Genomic DNA, 18,090 nt, shown 5'->3' with positions numbered 1-18,090 from the left:
ATAAAACTTAGGTGAATAAAAACAATGGAAAAATTAAATCAATTAAAGGATATGATATTGAGTGGTGTAAATAACCTATACAATAACTATCCATACATAGATAAGTTAAATGTTTTCCCAGTTCCGGATGGAGATACTGGTACAAACATGAACTTAACAGCCAATAATGGTTGAAATGACATTAAAGATAATGAATATGACTCAATCGGAGCATTCTTATCAGCATTTTCAAGAGGATTAATTATGGGAGCTCGTGGTAATTCAGGAGTTATCTTTTCTCAAATTATGAAAGGTCTTTCAAAAGGAATGACAGATGCTAGTGAATTAAATGTTGCAGAATGAAAAGCTGCATTTGTTGGAGCTAAAGAAATTGCATATAAAGCAGTTATGAAACCAGTTGAAGGAACAATCTTAACAGTAATTAGAGAAACTAGTGAAGCTGCAGATTTAATTGATGATAATACAGAAATTAAAGAATTCTGATCAAAAATCATCATGGCTGCAAACGTTTCATTAGAAAACACTCCAAATTTATTACAAGCGCTAAAGGATGTTGGTGTAGTTGATTCAGGAGCTTACGGTTTAGTTAAATTCCTAGAAGGAATGGACGCTGTAATTCAAGGAGATGGAATCATCCAAAGACTTGAAAAACTTGAAGTTAATGAAGGTGGAAACATTGATATGGAAATCGAAGGAGAGTTCGGTTACTGTACTGAAGGTGTGGTTATGTTAAGTCCAGAATGAATTAACAAATTACAAGTTTCAACTATTAGAGATCAATTGCAAATTTATGGAAATACTTCAATGGTTGTTGTAATTGATGAAGATATTTTAAAAGTACATACTCATGCTTTAACTCCAGGTCAAGTTTTAATGTTCTTGCAACAATATGGTGATTTTAGAACTATTAAAGTTGAAAACATGAACTTGCAAGCAGATGCTCAAGTTAAGGGTGGAAATCCAAATGTTAATAGTTGAAAAGAATCTACTTCAATTAAAGTTGAACGTAATCTTAAAAATGAAATTGCTACAATTGCTGTTGTTTCATCACCTGAGATGAAAAAATACTTTGAAAATGAATTAGGAATTGATTTAGCAATTGATGGTGGTTCAAAAATGAATCCATCAACAAACGATTTTATTAAAGCGATTGAAGAAGTTGATGCAAAAACAGTCTTCATTATGCCAAATAATGGAAACGTTTATCTGACAGCTAAACAAGCAGAAAAAGAAGAAGACAAATCAAAAGTATTTGTTATTCCTACAAAAACAATCCAACAAGGAATGGTTTCAGCTCTAGCATTTGATGCTTCAACAACAGCTGTTAAAAACAACACCGCTTTAACAAAAGCAATCAAAAACGTTACTTCATTTAGTATCTCAAGAGCTGCTAAAGATTCAGTTGTTGATGGTGTTAAAGTTAAGAAAAATCAACAAATGGCGATCATTGATGGAAAAATTGTTGGAACAGCCCCATCATTAAAAGCTTTATTTGAAAAAGAACTATCAAAATGTATTACTTCAAAAACAGAAATTGTTACAATTTTTGTTGGTCAAGAAGCTGATGCTAAAAATCTAAGTGAATTAAGAAAATTCTTAGATGAAAACTTTGATGTTGAATACGAAATTGTTGAAGGTGGACAAAAAATCTACTCATTCATTATCGGAATTGAATAATAAAATTAAACCCCATGCTTTTGTTTGGGGGTTTTTCTTATATAATATTTATATGAAATGAGGAATCTTATATGTATAAAATCGCATTTGATGTAATGGGTGCTGATAATGGTGCTGGAACTGCAGTTGAAGCTGCAATTGACTTTTTAAAAGATAAAAAAGACTTAGTAATTGTTTTTGTTGGTGATGAAAAACAAATCAACGATGCAATTGTTAAAAATGGTGGATTAGATAAATCTAAATATGAAATTTTGCCAACAACAGAAGTAATTGATATGCATGGTTCAATTATGGATGTTAGACGTAAAAAAGACTCATCTTTAGTTAGATCATTAGAAGTAGTTAAAAATGGATCAGTTAACGGAATGCTAACTGGTGGAAATTCTGCTGCTTTTATCGCTGCCTCACATTTCATTTTAGGAGAATTCGAAGGTGTAACACGCCCTGGATTTATGCCAACATTACCAACAGTTCAAGCAGATAAAATAACATTATTACTTGATGCTGGAGCAAACATTGATAACAAGCCCGAAGACTTAGTTGGTTATGCAAAAATGGCTACAATTTACTCTCAACAAATTAAAGGAATTAAAAAACCTAAAGTTGGTTTATTAAATGTTGGAAAAGAAGATCATAAGGGTAAAGAAATGCATAAGGAAACTTATAAATTATTATCAGAAGATAAAACAATCAATTTTGTGGGAAATATCGAAGCTCGTGAAATGAATTCAGGTGAAATTGATGTTTTAGTAACTGATGGATTTACTGGTAATATCGCTTTAAAAGCAATCGAAGGTATGGCAAAAAACATTATGGGTGCAATTAAAGAATCAATTACAAAAACTTTCTTTAGAAAAATTAATGCATTATGTTTGAAACCCGCTTTTAAAGAAGTTGGTGCTAAATTTGATTATAAAAATCATGCTGGAGCTATTTTAATCGGGGTTAACGGGATTGCTTTTAAATCACACGGATCAAGTGATGTTAAATCATTTAAAGCAACATTAAGAATGACATATGAAGCAATTGAAAATGATGTATTAAATAAAATGAAAAAAGGTATGAAGTAAATGACTGTTCAAGAATTTTTACAAAAATATGGAATAACAATTAAAAATAGTCATTTATTTGATCAAGCTTTAACTCATAATTCATACGCAAATGAAAAACATTTAAAATATACTTACCAAAGAATGGAATTCATGGGTGATGCTGTTTTACAAATGTATGTTTCAAAATTCTTTTTCTTGAACTTTCCTAAATTAAAAGAAGGTGAATTAACTAAATTTAGATCAAATGCTGTTCGTGAAGAAACATTAAGTGAAATTGCACGTAGTATTAATTTGAGTCAAATCATCAGATTAGGACAAGGTGAAATTAATTCTAAAGGATATAATAAACCATCAATTTTAAGTGATGTTTATGAAGCAATAACTGCTGCAATTTATTTAGATCAAGGTGAAGAAGTTTTAATTTCTTGATTAAAACAAACGATGTTTAAATATATTTCTACACCAGGATTTATGGATAAATTAAAAGACTATAAATCTGAACTTCAAGAATTGCTACAAGCTGAAAATAGATGTGATTTAAAATATGTTGTTGAAAAAGAAACGCATGTACCAAAAGAAAATAAAACTTTATACACAATTAGTGTCAATTTGGATAACCAAAAATTTGGAATTGGTGAAGGTTTTTCAAAACAAGAAGCTGAGCAAAATGCTGCTAAAGATACATTAACTAAAATGAAGAACAAATAAAACGAGGTATTAGCTTCGTTTTTTAGTTTATTTGTTTAAAATTGAGTGATATTAAAACTATTTTCTCCTTATTAAAATCAAAGTGATATTATAAAAAAGAAATAGAAAGATATGGAATATATATTATGAATAACAATCAAATAATTTTTACACCAGGTCCTCAAAAATGTAAAAATTTTTCAAAACCAAATAGAACGATTTATCATCGTTCATTAGAAGCATGTAATAATTTAAAATTAATGAATCAATCATTAGCGAAATATACAAAAAATACAAAAATAATTTCTTTTCCACTTTCTGCAACAGAAACATTTGATGTTTTTATTAATTCTTTAAATAAAGAAAATCAAGAAGTAACTTTAATTAAAACTGGATACTGATCAGATAATTTAAAAAAAGTTATTTTAAAAAACCATTTAAACTTAATTGAATATGAAAACATTTTTGATTTACAAGAAAAGGAATTAATTGAACTATTTTCTAAAAATAAATCAAATCTATTTATTTCGGTTTTAAATGAAACTTCGACTGGAAAAATTTATGATTTTAGTTTGATTTCAAAAGTTTTAAAAAACTTGAACAAAAAACTATTTTTAGATATGGTAAGTTACCCAATTTATTTAAACGAAAATGATGATAATTTATTAATGTCAGATTTTATTTTATTATCTTGTGCTAAAAATTTTGCATGTAATCCAGGTATTTCATATTTAGGATTCAAAAACGTAAAAGATATTGAGGAAATGTTTTCTGAAAATAATTATTTATCATTAAAAGAATTTGAATATTTTAATGATAAGGGAGAATTTATTCATACATATGATCCTAATCGTGTTTGACAAATGAATGAAAATATCGAAATGTTGAATAAACAAAAAAATATTAGAAATGAAAATATTTCAAAAATAGATTACTTCAAAAAAGCTATTAAAATTTCTGGTTTTGAATTACAAGAAAACAACTCAAAATATATATCTAATGTTTTTCATATAGTCATTACCAAACCAAATTTAACATCTAAACAAGTTGTTGATTATTTAGCTAAAAACAATATTTTTGTTGGTGGAGATTTAAATGAAGATAATTCTATTAGAGTATGTATAAGCTTAATGACAACTAATGACGAAATAGATTTATTAGTAAATCATTTAAAACAAATATAAATTAATGATTATACATTATTTAAATACATATAAATTACCATTATTGGAATGGAATTTATATGTATTTTATTTTATAAGAGTGTTTGTGTTGAAAAAAAATACAACAGAGAGACAATAGAATGGAAAGGAAATAAAATATGACAGATTTATTAACAAAAAATAATGTTGGTGATGCGGTTGTCGGAGTACTTAGTTCATGAGGATTCTGAGGCGCAATTGCATCAACAATAGTTGTTATTGCTTTAGGATTTATTCTAACTAAAAGAAAAGTTTTAAAAGCAGAATGAGATAAAGTTTTAATTAAATTAGTATTAATAGTTGGTTTACCAGCGCTTGCCTTTAAAGGGTTTATGACTGAAGCTTCAATTGAACAATTGAAGAGTGAAGCAATGGTATTATTAATTGGATTTTTATTTTACACAATCATGATATTTGGAGCCCGTATCTTCTTTATAAAATATGAAAGAGATATACAAGATACTTTAACAATGTGTATAGCATTGGCAAGTACAACATTCTTTGGAACTCCAATAGTTACAGCCTTATGAGGAGATGATGGAGGTATTATTTCAGCAAATATCTTCAATATTCCTTATAGAATATTCTTATATTCATTAGGATTTATGGTTATGAGTAGAAAGATACTATCATCAACTACAAAGACTAAAAAAATGAAAGCTGATCTAACTGAAGTTGAATTAGCTGAATCAAAAGAAATTGCTAAAACAAACAGAAAAGCAGCAATGAAAAACATTTTTGTTAACCCAATTTTAATTGCAACTGTAGTTGGATTTATTATTTGAGTTACACAATTAATTCCAGGAATTAATGTTGTTGAAATGGCAGGAGTTAATAACAACGAAGCGTTCTCACCTTTAAGAATAGACTTGTTACTTCCTCCAATTGGTCAAATTCTTGGTGTAGTATCAGGAATTTGTACACCGTTAGCATGAATTGCAATCGGAATCCAATTAGCTAAAGGTAACTTGAAAGACGCCTTTAAATCAAAAACAGCATGATATGCTGCAGGAATTAAAGTAGTTGTTGCTCCATTAATCATTTTATTAATTACTTTAGCAATTGGTGGAATTGCATATGCTGCTACAGGTGAAGCACAAATTAAATTTGTTGGTTTAGGTGCACTTGTAATTATGACAGCATCACCACCAGCAAGTGTTGTTGTATCATATGCTATTGCTTATGATAAACAAGCACGATTGGCTAGTGAATTAACAGCTGTATCAACAGTTGCTGCTATCGTATCAATGCCAATATGAGTTGTAATTGTAACTGTTGTTGGTACTTTACCAATGTTCAGTTAATAGAAGGATAAATATGAAAATAGTATGTTATGGTGTTCGTGACACAGAAAAACCTTTTTTTGAAAATATTAATTCTAAATTTGGATATGAATTAGTATTGATCAAAGAATTATTAACTCACGAAAATATTGAAACTGCAAAAGGTTGCCAAGCAGTAATGCTACGTGCTAACTGTGTAACTGATAAAATAAATTTAGATAAATTTAAAGAATATGGTGTGGAATATGTTTTAACAAGAACTGTTGGTACAAATCACATTGATATTAATTATGCAAAGGAATTAGGTTTTAAAATGGCAAGAGTTCCGTTTTATTCTCCTAATGCTGTTGGTGAACTTGCAGTAGCTTTAGGAACAGGATTGATGAGAAACACATTTTACATGGCTGAACAGATGCGTAAAAAAAATTTTAGAGCTGATGATTTTATGTTTGCTCAAGAAATTAGAAATTCAGTTGTTGGAATCATTGGAACAGGAAGAATCGGAGTGACTGTTGCTCAAGCATTTAAAGGAATGGGTGCTAAAGTATTGGGATATGATCCATATCCTAATAAAGCTAACGAATCAATTTTAGAATATGTTACTTTAGATGAATTATTGAAACAATCAGATATGGTAAGTTTACACACTCCTTATATTCCAAATCAAAACTTTGAAATGGTTAATAAAGAATTCTTATCAAAAATGAAAAAAGGTTCAGTTTTAGTTAATGCTGCTCGTGGTGAATTAATCAATCACAAAGATTTGCTTGATGCGATAAAATCGAATCATTTAAAAGGAGCTGCATTAGATACTTTACAAAATGAAACTGAAATTTTCTATAAAACTTTTGGTGAAAGCAGTCTTCCAAAAGGTGTATATGCAGATATGTATGAATTATATCCAAGAATTATTTTCACTCCACATATCGGATCATATACAGATGAAGCTGTAACTAATATGATCGAAATCAGTTTAGAAAATTTAAAAGAATTTATCGAAACTGGAGAATGTAAAAATACATTTTAAATTCTGGATAAGAAAGTTAATTAAGGTTAGATAAATCTAACCTTTTTTTATTTAAATATAATAATACTATTTGCATATTTTATTCACTAAATAGATTTTATTTATAAATTATCTATAAAATCTATTTAAAGAGGTGAATCCAAATGATTAAAATTAATAATATAACAAAAAAATATTCAGAAACATCAGGAAATTTCGATATTAATTTAAATATTAAAGAAGGTGAATGTTATGGAATTGTTGGACCAAATGGTGCTGGGAAAACTACTTTAATTAGACAATTATTAGGTTTTATTAAACCAGATAGTGGTGAAATAAAAATTAATAATATTGATACTTGAAAAAACAGAGAAGAAATAATGAACTCAATTGGATATGTGGCTGGAGAAATATCTTTATATGATGATATGACTGGGCTAGCGTATTTGAAGTTAAATAAAAATTTAAAAGATAATGTTGATTGACTATTTGTAGAAAACTTATTAAAACATTTTGATATCGATGGTAAAACAAAAATAAAAAAAATGTCTAAAGGTATGAAACAAAAAATTGCTATTATTGCTGCAGTTATGAACAAACCAAAGATTTTAGTTTTGGATGAACCTACTTCTGGGTTAGATCCAGTTATGCAAGATCAATTTAATGATTTAGTAATTAAAATGAAAAATGAATATAAATCTACAATTATTATTTGTTCTCATATTTTTGAAGAAGTTTCTATTTTAGCTGATAAAGTCATAATTTTAAAAGATGGTAAATTAATTGAAAAATTGGAAAACACATCTGGAAACCTAAATATGATCAATGAAAAATTCAAATCATTATTTGAGAAGGAGAAATTTATTTAATGAAAACTATAAATTCATTTGAAAAGAAAAATCAAATCATTAAGACTCATTTAAAAAGTAATTGAAAATATATTTTATTCTTAACTCTTTTTTGAACAGTTATGGCACTAGCATCTACCATGATTATCAACTTAGGAAATTTAGAATTATATATTGCCCCTTCAAGTCATGTAACAATGGGTGGAGGACACTCTGGTGCAATGGCTTTAGAGGAAGTTACAGGAATGATTTTACATTCAGTTCCAGCAATGGTATTTTTTGGAGGAGCAATGATATCTCTGATTATCATCGTTATTTCAAAAGAAGTAAAATCTGGTAAAATTTCATTTTGAATGACAACATCTTTATCTAGAACAAATATTTTAATTTATAAAGCTTTATTTATATGAATTGTTATTTCTGTTGTTTATTTTGTTTCTGAAATCCCAGTAATCGGATATTTCTCTTCTGCTGGTGATGCATCACAAAATATTGGTTATTTATTTGCTGAAATGATATATTTTTGAATATTTTTAACAGTTTTATTAAGCGTGTTTATTTTAATATTTTTACTATTTATTAATAAAGATTTATTACCAATTCTTATTTGTTCTGGAATTTTATTTTATATGATTGTTACTTATGCCTTGATTCTTATGAGTAACATGTTACCAGATATTTTTGGATGAGCAGAAAATTTAAAATATGTTGCAATTCAATCTCTGTTCTTAGAGTTATTGAATTTCACACCTGCTCCGGATTTAGTTTTACCTCCAGGTACTCCTCCAGGAACATATACATCACTTGGTGAATTTATCAAACCAAATATAGCATGAGCTATTATTAGTCCACTATTAAATATCGGAATAATAACAGGTTGTTTATTTACTTCTAATTGAATATTTAAAAAACAAGATCTTAATATTTAGTATATTTAAAAACACCTATCTTTCTGAAGAAGATAGGTGTTTTTATGTTGTATATAAATTATATTTACTATAATCATTTACCTTTTCATTTTAAATATCCAAGTTTATAAATATCAAAACTGAAGATATAAATTATTCAGGTAGGAATAATGAATGCGAATCAAATTGGAGTTGCCACATGAAGATCAAACACTATTTCTGTTTTCGGAATAATTGGTAGTACAAAGGCAATTATTGCAGCCACACCAATTACTGTTGTTGTTGTTTTACTTGGTAATTCTCTAAATCAGAATTTGTAGTGGTTACACATTACTAAAGCAAATAAAATGTTTGCAATAGTATCATCTAATCAATATGCTGATTGGAACATAATAGTTTCACCAGTACCTGTGTCTAGAGTTGTATCTAAACCGCTTCTAATATGTTCGATAATACCAGGGTTTGAAACAAAGTTTAAGAATAATACGTTAGCTGCCATTAATAATTGAATTCATAAGATATTATAAATAGCAAATGGAATAATTGATTTCGTATCTCATCTTACTGGACCTTCACGATAACGTGAATCTAACTTATCATAAATTAATGAAAACTGAACAGCACTCATCAACATATTTTGAATCAATAATTGAATTGGTGTCATTGGTTCAGTATTGATAATAATCAAACCAATTAATAATTTAATTGTTAATGATATTGAAGTTGTAATTTTATATTTAATAAATTTCATCACGTTCATCAAACTTGTTCTTGATTCTTGAATTGCAATAGCGATATCACCAATACGACCATCTTGAATTAATAAGTTGGCACAATGTTTTCCGAATGCATCGGATTTATTTGTTGTAATCCCGATATCAGCAATCAACATTTGATTAGCATCATTAACGTCTTTACCTAAAAATCCCACTGTATGACCAAATTTTTGAAGTACTTTAATAATTCTTGTTTCAACTATTGAATCTAAGTTATAAAATAAGTTTCCGTTTTCAATACGTTTAATTAATTGCTCATCAGTTAACTCATCGATTTCTAATTTTGACATTGAACCATTAACGTTATATTTAAGAATATCAGCAATAATTAAAGCATCATATAAACTATCGTGAGTGAAGAATTTAATATCTACTTTTTCTTTTTTAATATCTTTAATAACATCTTTAGCTTTAGCTTTATGTTTAACAGTGTAGTTAATCATTCCAACAAATTCATAGTTATTCGCCAATATTCTTCTTTGCTGAATTCCTTCGATTGGTTTAATAGCAATTGCAAGTGAATCAATCTTATTTGAATGCATATCATCAAATATATTCATAATCTCTGTTCTATCTTCTTTTGTAATATCAATAGAACGATTATTTAATTTATAAGAATTACATTTATCAATTAAATCATATTTATTACCAATTAAAACTGAATATTTTTGTCCACTTTTATCTTCAATAATATGTGATTTCATATGATTAAAACCAATTTCGTAATTTTGTACGAAATTATATTTTCGATTAATACTTCGATCAAGTTTTTCATATTCAGCAATTTGATGAAAGAGCGAAGTATATTTATCATCAACGATTAAATCGTTTTCAGCAAACATGATCGCATGTTTTAAAGCGGTTTCATCAAGTTCACCTAATACGTTTGTTACATTTTTTAAATTACCTTCAGATTTAATAAAAATACTATTAAAATCAACTGCTAAAATATCCATTGAACCAATGTTTTGGGCAACACTTCCATCTCTTGATACAATTTTGTCCTTTGCTAATTTTTTACGTGTTCTTGAAAATGAAGAACTTAATATCAAAGGTAATACATCAGGAGATAAGGCAACAGCAATTGCCATTGCGAAGATTAAGGCATCAACATACAGTTTTGGATCTGCAAATGTACTATCCTTCATTCCTTCTAAAACAAAAGCCATAATAAACATTAAAGGAACGAATAACAAGATTGTCATAACAAGAATTTTTGAAACCCTTTTAGTTTGTGCATTGAAAGGAGTATCTTTTTTGTTATCAACTTCTTTTTGTTTTTTATGTTCAAACAATGTACGTTTTTCTTTATGAATAACCATTGCTCAAGCTTCACCATCCATCACAACGCTTCCTCTAAAAAGAATGTTTTCTAATTCTAATAATTTTTTAGAATTATTTGAATGAACATCTTTTTTGTTAATTAAAGTAGCATCCCCACTTAAAACCTCTTGACTAACAATAAGAGAATTTGTATATATTATTTTACAATCAACAGGAATAATATCACCTTTTTTAAAGAAAACAATATCACCTTTAGCAATTTTATTTGTATCAACACCAATTAAATCTGATTTTAATTCTTCGGCTGCTAATATAAACTCTTCAAGATTAGTAATTTCAGGTTCATCACGAATTACTTTTACTTTAGTAGAAGCACTCAGTTTAATTTTTTTATTATTTTCGTGAATTGATCGATCGTTTATTAATTCAAAAACAACTGATAAACTTACTAAGAAAGTAACCAACAAACCACCCGCTAAATATTCCATATCAACTTCAATACCAAACATAACAAAGTGGTAAACAATAATTCCAATTAATAGTAATGTAAAAAAGTCGCTTAGAATATGTTTTAAAGCACTAAAAATGTTTCATTTGTCTTTTGATGAAGAAAAAGATTTACCAGTTTCTTTTTTAACGAAGTTAGAATCTAAAATAAATGATGGATTGTTAAACTTTTTCTTAATTTGTTCATTACTTTTTGTAGCATAAGCAATTGTGCGTTGATGACCAGATCATTTAGAGGTTCTTCTGTTCTTAATTTTCTTGATTTTTTCTTTAATTTTTCTTTCTTTTTTTAAGAACATTGAACCACCTCCATTACTATTTATAATAACTTAATTTATCTATCATTTTTAGTGTTTAATTTAATAAAAAAAAATAAATGTTCACATTAATAAATAAGTACTAATTTTGATATAATTTTAATAGTAAACACACTAGTACAGGAGTAAGCATATGTTATTTTTAAAACAAATTAGAGCAAAGGGATTTAAGTCTTTTGCAGATGAAACAATTTTAGATTTCAATCATGATATGACAGGAGTGGTTGGACCAAACGGATCAGGTAAATCTAATATTACTGACGCGATTAGATGAACACTTGCTGAGCAATCAAATAAATCTTTACGTGGATCAAATGGTGAAGATATGATTTTCTCAGGAAGTGTTGAAAAAAAAGCAGCTGAATTTGCTGAAGTTACTTTGGTTTTCAACAATGTTAAAGATATGTTTTCAACTTATGATACAGATACTGTTGAAGTGTGTAGAAGATATGTTAAAAAAACACATGAAAATGAATACTTTATTAACGGTCAAAAAGTTAAAACAAGAGATATTCAAGATATCGCTTTAGAAACCGGATTAACAAAATCAAGTATTGCAATTATTTCTCAAGGAAATGTATCTGAATTTGCTAGTGCTAAACCTGAAGCTAGAAGAGAAATTTTTGATGAAGCAGCTGGAGTTGCTAAATATAAAAAACGTAAAAAAGAAACAGTTAACAAATTAACAAAAGCAAAAGAAAATTTAGATCGTACAAACGATATTTTTCAAGAAATTGCAAGAAGACTACCTGGATTAGAAAAACAAGCTAGTCGTGCTCAAACATATGAATCAAAAATTAAAACTTTACAAGAAATCGAATTAGCAATTATTCGTACAGATTTAATCACACTAGATGAACGTTCAAAAGTTTTAGAAGATCAAAAATTTGAATTAGATAAAAAAATTAAATCTTTATCAAGTGAAATTAACTTAACTCAAGATGAAGCAAACTCTATTTTAAATGAAGCTAGAATAAGTGAACGTGAAATTACAAACTTAAATAATAAGTTTCAAGAAATTGTTCAACGTATTGCTAATTTAAAAAATAAAAAAGTTGAAATTGAAGCTAGAGAAGAATCAAAAATTGATACTTCAAACTTAGATCAAATTAAAGCAAGTCAAATTAAAAAACAATTCGATGAAAAAAGAATTTTAATTAATGCTGAAAAAGATAAAGTTCACGCTAATAAAACTACATTAGTTGAAATGAAAGAAAGATATGATTACATTACAAATCAGTATCAAACAACTTATGATGAATTAACAACTATTACTAGAAACTTACAAAAATTAGAGTTTGATAAACAACAGTTAGAAAATCATAGAGGATTTGGTGCAAATGCAAACATGCGTGCACCAGAATTAGTTGTGCAAAACAAAGGTAAACTACCAGGTGTTATTGGAACTATTATGCAACTATCAAAAGTTGATCCACAATATCACATCGCAATCTCTTCAGTTGCGGCTGGTGGATTTAATTCAGTTGTAATTAAGCAAAATTCAGATGTTAAAAAAGTTATTGATTTCTTAAAACAGCAAAACTCAGGTAAAGCAACATTTTTACCATTGGATACTTTACAACCATCAACAATTACAGGAGCTCAAAGAGATGCGATTGCAGCAGCACCCGGTTTTGTTGGTATTGCTTCAGAAGTAGTGGAAATTAATCCAGAATATCAAAAAGCATTAGATTACGTTTTAGGAACAATTATTATTGTTGACAATTATGATTCGGCAATTAAATTATCTAGAAACATTAACTATCGTTTTAACATCGTTACTTTAGATGGTCAAAGAATTTTACCTAAAGGTGCGATTGTTGCTGGTAATATGAAGAACCAAAATATTTTTGCTGATCAATCAAAATCAGTTAACTCAATTGAAGAACTTGATCGTAGAATAGCAGCAACTGAATCAGCAGAAAAAGAAAGAACCTTAAAACTAAATGAATTTAAAAATTCAAGAGATAAATCACGTGATCAAATTTCTGATCTAACTTCACAAATTAATTCAAGCGAAACAAACATTGATCTTTGAACTGCTTCAATTAATGAATTAAATGATGACTACAAAGTAGTTACAGGTAAATCATTAATTGGTGGTAATAATCAAGTTGATGATTCTAATGAAAGTGAATCATTAAAATTAGCTAGAGAAATTGCTCGTTTAGAAAACGAGCGTAATGAAATTCAAATCAAAATTGCTACTTTACAAGCAAACAGAAATAGTGATGTTGATCGTCAACAAGAAATTTCAAAAGCTAATAAAGAAAAATATACGCAACTTGATGAATTTAAATCTTCAGCAGCTGACATTAGAGCTGAATTATCAGTTATTCAACAAAAATTGATTGCTATGACAATGCGTTTAGCTGAAGGTTATAACATGTCTGCTGATGATTTAAAAGCAGCAGACATTAAACCAATTGAAGATGAAGTTGCAACACGTAAATTATTCATCGAAATTTCTCAAGAATTAAAAAGCATTGGTCCAATTAACATGGATTCAATTGAAGAATATAAACAAGAAAAAGAACGACACGATTACTACGAAGCTCAAATTAGTGACATTCGTGAATCAGTTGAACAACTTGAAAAAATTATTTTTGATATTGATGTAGCTATGGAAACTCAATTCAAAAAAATTGTTGATGATGTTAATGCAGCGTTACCAGAAGCGTTTATCAAATTATTTGGTGGTGGAACTGCAAAACTGATTTATACAGATCCAGAAAACATTTTAGAAACTGGAATTGATATTCAAGTTAACCCTCCAGGTAAAAAAATTATGAATTTAAATCTATTATCTGGTGGAGAAAAATCACTTGTTGCCTTATCGGTACTATTCTCAATCTTAAAAGTAAGACCATTACCTTTAGTAATTCTTGATGAGGTTGAAGCACCATTAGATATCGCAAATGTTGAACGTTTTGCAAGATACGTAAGAGACTTTACTCAAAACTCTCAATTTATTATAGTTACTCACCGTGAGGGAACAATGGAAAATTGTGATGTATTATTTGGAGTTACAATGCAAACAAAAGGTATTACAAAAGTAGTTAAAGTCAAATTACAAGATGCCAAAGAATTAGTAGATGGACCAAACCAATAGGTTTGGTTTTTCTTTTTGAAACATTATAAAATTATAAAAAAAAGAACAATTTTAATGATATTTGATATAATAATATTAATAAAAATTACTTTTAGGAGAAATACGATGAGTAAAAAAATATTCTTAGTGATAGCAATCTTTTTGGCTGCTATCATCGGATTATGAATGTGAACTTTTGTTTCCCCCAATAATTCAATAAGTATCGGTGGATCAGCTTCAGTTGATCCATTAATGCAAAGAATTACAAATCAATATAAAAAAGAAACAGGCACAAGCTATATTTACGGTTCTACAGGTTCTGGATCAGGAATAAACAACGTTAAAAATGGTGTTTATGACATTGGTTTTATCTCTAAAGAAGCTGATTCGGTTGCAATTACTGGAGAAGAAGACAACATCATTGATGATAATCAATTTATATATGATGCAAAATCATCTGAAGAGTATATTGAAAAAGTTAATGCTTTTGATTCTGAACCGTATGGTGGAGATGAAGCTATTCATAAAGTTACATTTGGATTAGACTCTTTCGTATTTATCTATAATTTAAAAGGAACTGGTTTTGAAGCATTTGCTCCATACTTTACTTTCGAACTTGAAAGTTTAACTGAGGAAACTACAAAAAACGGTGAAGGACAAGCTCCTAATTATGAAAAACCTAGATCTTTGGTTGAAGATTCAAGAGAAATTTTAGAATCAATTTATGAAAAAGATGATCAAACAGATCTGATCACTTGACATGATTTAGCTGAAATGATTATTGAACAAGAAGATGATCAAGAAACTAAAAAAGAGCTACAATCACATTTAGGTGAAGTTTCAAACATGAAAGTTGTTCCATATACTACAACTCCAGGTTCAGGAACACGTAGTTCATTTATGAAAATTAGTGGAATTGAAAAAATTGGTAGAGCTGTAAATACTTATGCTAATAATGGTCAAATATTTTCACAAATTAACTTATCACCAGGATCACTTGGTTACTTATCAATGGGATATGCTGAAAATGTTGCAACAATGGACAATTTAAATGCAGTAGTTATTAAAGATGGAGATACAAACTGAGATATTAATGACTTAGAACATTTAGAAGAGACTAAAAACACATACCCTCTAGTACGTCCATTTGTGGCTTTATATAAAGAAAAAAATATTGATAAAGTTGCTGATTTCTTATTTAATTTAGCAACTTCAAAAAATTATGAAGAAATATTTAAAGAAGAAGGTATTAGACAAATTTTATTAACAACAGATTTGGAAAATCGTAAAAGAGATGAATAATATGAAAGGAGATATTGCATATGTTTAGTAAAAAAAGTACAAACGATGCTGGTGAATTTAAAGTTCATCCAACTAAGTTAAAACAAGCTAGAGCTAAGTCAACTTTAACTGGAACAACATTGAAATATACTATATATGCATTAACTGCTTTCATAGGTATTATTTTGTTAGTGTTAATTGGTTTTGTAATCATGAAATCAATACCAACTTTCAATATAGAAGGTGGTTTCATTAAACAATTCTTGTTTGGTGCGGTATGAGATCCAGAAAATGGTCAATTTGGAATTGGTTTAATTATTTTAATGACAGTAATGTTATTGTTAATATCGATGGCGATCGCTGTACCATTAACAATATTTACAACATTATTTATTAGTGAATATTTAAATAAAAAATGACAAAAAATAGCAATTACAATTATCAAACTTCTAGCAGGAGTTCCATCAGTTGTATTTGGTTTATTTGCTAGAGAACAAATTGGGGCTTTATTCCAATTATTTGGTGCACCATCAAACGACAACTTAATGGTAGCTTCATTTACAATGGCGTTTATGGCTGTTCCTACAATGATCAGTTTAAGTTTTAATGCTGTTCAAGCTGTGCCTGAATCATATAGATTAGGTTCATTAAGTTTAGGAATTTCAAAAGAGAAAACAACTTTTTCAATTATTAGAAAAACTGCTGGACCAAAAATTATTTCAGCAGTAATCATGGGTATGGCTCGTGTTATTGGGGAAACAATGGCAATTATGATGATTGCTGGAAATGCAACTGGTGGATTTGTCACTGATGGTGGATTCACTGGATTCTTATTTTCATCAATTAGAACACTTGCTTCAACTATCGGTTTAGAAATGATGGAAAATGGTGGACCAGCACACGAATCTGCTCTATATGCAATTGGTCTTATCTTATTCGTTTTAGTATTTATAATTAACTTATCAATTTTATTGGTTTCAAATTATTCAACTTGAAAACGTACTCAACTTATAAAAAGAGATGAAAAAAGAAAAGAAAAAGGAACTGAAAAAGCATTAATTGGAGCAAATGATAAAATTTATAAACCCTATCAACTGGTTTCAATGGTAAATAACAGATCTGAAAATAAATTTTTCAAAAGTATGTACTCAAATACTTTAATATTCTTTATGGCTGTTTCGACTTCATTAGTAATTGGATTTACATTCTGAATTATCGGTGTTGTTTCTGTAAGAGGATTAATGGGATTGCAATATGCTGAAGCATTCATCTCAATTGAAGGTCAAGCAGGAATATTTGCTGCTCTGTCAACAACAGTTCTATTAATTATTGCAACATTAGTTTTTGCAATACCATTAGCACTTGCAGCAGCAATTTATTTAAGTGAATATGCAAGACAATCTTCACCATTTAGAAAAGTTTTAAGATTTGGAATTAACTTATTAGCTTCAACACCATCCATTGTGTTTGGTATCTTCGGACTGAGTGTGTTCATTGTTCTATTAAATCTGCCATTCAGTATTCTAGCAGCAGCCTTAACGATGACGATTGTAATTCTTCCGATGTTAATTTCTAACTTTGAAGATGCATTAACATCAGTACCGCCATCATATCGTGAAGCTGGTGCTGCGCTTGGAATGAGTAAACCAAAACGTTTATTCAAAATCGTATTACCAAATGCTATGGAAGGTATTATTACTGGAACAATTTTAGCGATGGCAAGAATTATTGGTGAATCAGCACCAATCTACTTAACTTTAGGAACCGCGATTAGATTACCGAGTGAAGGATTCTTATCAAGTGGGGCTACATTAACAACAGGAATTTATATGTTAGCTTCTGAAGCTGGTCCTGGTAAAGGTGAATCAATTGCCTATCTAATGTCATTAATGACAATTGTATTAGTGTTATCACTAAACTTTGCATCAGGTTCAATTTCTAAATTAGTAACAACTGGTGGTGCTAAAGTTAAATTTAAACTAGTTAATAATTTAAAAACTTTCGTTAAAGAATTTGATCTTAAAAAATCTTGATCAAAAAGATGAAAAAAAATAATTAGATGAGTTACTCATAATACTTCTAAATTAAAACCATCATCAATTAAAGAAAAATGAAGACTATGAGTAATCAGAAAAAATGAGTATAAAAAACTTAAAAAAGGAGAAGAGTAG

At 28.4% G+C, this 18,090-nt stretch carries 12 protein-coding genes; 11 read left to right on the top strand and 1 reads right to left on the bottom strand.

The features are described from left to right. The first annotated feature begins 24 nt into the window (after positions 1–24). The 8 genes from T347_RS0100155 to T347_RS0100120 all read left to right on the top strand — a co-directional run bounded on the left by T347_RS0100155 (position 25) and on the right by T347_RS0100120 (position 8,684). Complete coding sequence (locus T347_RS0100155; protein WP_031542038.1) at positions 25–1,677, top strand: DAK2 domain-containing protein; 1,653 nt, start codon at positions 25–27, stop codon at positions 1,675–1,677. A gap of 71 nt (positions 1,678–1,748) precedes the next feature. Further along, positions 1,749–2,747 carry a phosphate acyltransferase PlsX gene (gene plsX, locus T347_RS0100150; protein ID WP_031542035.1) on the top strand — a complete coding sequence of 333 codons (999 nt, stop codon included), beginning with the start codon at positions 1,749–1,751 and terminating at the stop codon, positions 2,745–2,747. After that, on the top strand, positions 2,748–3,437 hold the full coding sequence (gene rnc, locus T347_RS0100145) for a ribonuclease III (RefSeq protein ID WP_031542032.1): 690 nt from the start codon (positions 2,748–2,750) through the stop codon (positions 3,435–3,437). 125 nt (positions 3,438–3,562) lie between these two features. After that, positions 3,563–4,600, top strand: coding sequence for an aminotransferase class V-fold PLP-dependent enzyme (locus tag T347_RS0100140; protein ID WP_156952759.1), 1,038 nt, complete (start codon positions 3,563–3,565; stop codon positions 4,598–4,600). A gap of 137 nt (positions 4,601–4,737) precedes the next feature. Next, positions 4,738–5,922 carry an AEC family transporter gene (locus T347_RS0100135; RefSeq protein ID WP_031542028.1) on the top strand — a complete coding sequence of 395 codons (1,185 nt, stop codon included), beginning with the start codon at positions 4,738–4,740 and terminating at the stop codon, positions 5,920–5,922. Between the two features lie 13 nt (positions 5,923–5,935). Beyond that, positions 5,936–6,928: an NAD(P)-dependent oxidoreductase gene (locus tag T347_RS0100130; protein ID WP_031542026.1), complete on the top strand. Its 993-nt coding sequence runs from the start codon at positions 5,936–5,938 to the stop codon at positions 6,926–6,928. A gap of 143 nt (positions 6,929–7,071) precedes the next feature. Then, complete coding sequence (locus T347_RS0100125) at positions 7,072–7,776, top strand: ABC transporter ATP-binding protein (RefSeq protein WP_031542025.1); 705 nt, start codon at positions 7,072–7,074, stop codon at positions 7,774–7,776. After that, the gene (locus tag T347_RS0100120) at positions 7,776–8,684 is read left to right on the top strand and encodes an ABC transporter permease (protein WP_031542023.1); all 909 of its coding nucleotides are present in this window, start codon (positions 7,776–7,778) and stop codon (positions 8,682–8,684) included. The genes T347_RS0100125 and T347_RS0100120 overlap by 1 nt, the downstream gene beginning before the upstream one ends. A 67-nt stretch (positions 8,685–8,751) precedes the next feature. Here T347_RS0100120 and T347_RS0100115 read toward each other — a convergent pair whose 3' ends face one another. Then, on the bottom strand, positions 8,752–11,529 hold the full coding sequence (locus T347_RS0100115; RefSeq protein ID WP_031542021.1) for a P-type ATPase actuator domain-containing protein: 2,778 nt from the start codon (positions 11,527–11,529) through the stop codon (positions 8,752–8,754). 151 nt (positions 11,530–11,680) lie between these two features. On the opposite strand from T347_RS0100115, the gene T347_RS0100110 reads away from it, so the two are divergent. From T347_RS0100110 to pstA, 3 genes are all read left to right on the top strand, one after another. Next, on the top strand, positions 11,681–14,659 hold the full coding sequence (locus T347_RS0100110) for an AAA family ATPase (protein ID WP_031542019.1): 2,979 nt from the start codon (positions 11,681–11,683) through the stop codon (positions 14,657–14,659). Positions 14,660–14,764: 105 nt separating this feature from the next. After that, on the top strand, positions 14,765–15,940 hold the full coding sequence (gene ptsS / locus T347_RS0100105) for a phosphate ABC transporter substrate-binding protein (protein ID WP_051635995.1): 1,176 nt from the start codon (positions 14,765–14,767) through the stop codon (positions 15,938–15,940). Between the two features lie 20 nt (positions 15,941–15,960). After that, complete coding sequence (pstA, locus tag T347_RS0100100; protein ID WP_031542015.1) at positions 15,961–18,090, top strand: phosphate ABC transporter permease PstA; 2,130 nt, start codon at positions 15,961–15,963, stop codon at positions 18,088–18,090.

It is taken from the genome of Mesoplasma photuris ATCC 49581 (genome assembly GCF_000702725.1).
GTDB classification, from domain to species: domain Bacteria; phylum Bacillota_I; class Bacilli_A; order Mycoplasmatales; family Mycoplasmataceae; genus Tullyiplasma; species Tullyiplasma photuris.
This window is presented reverse-complemented; position numbering and strand designations above follow the sequence as displayed.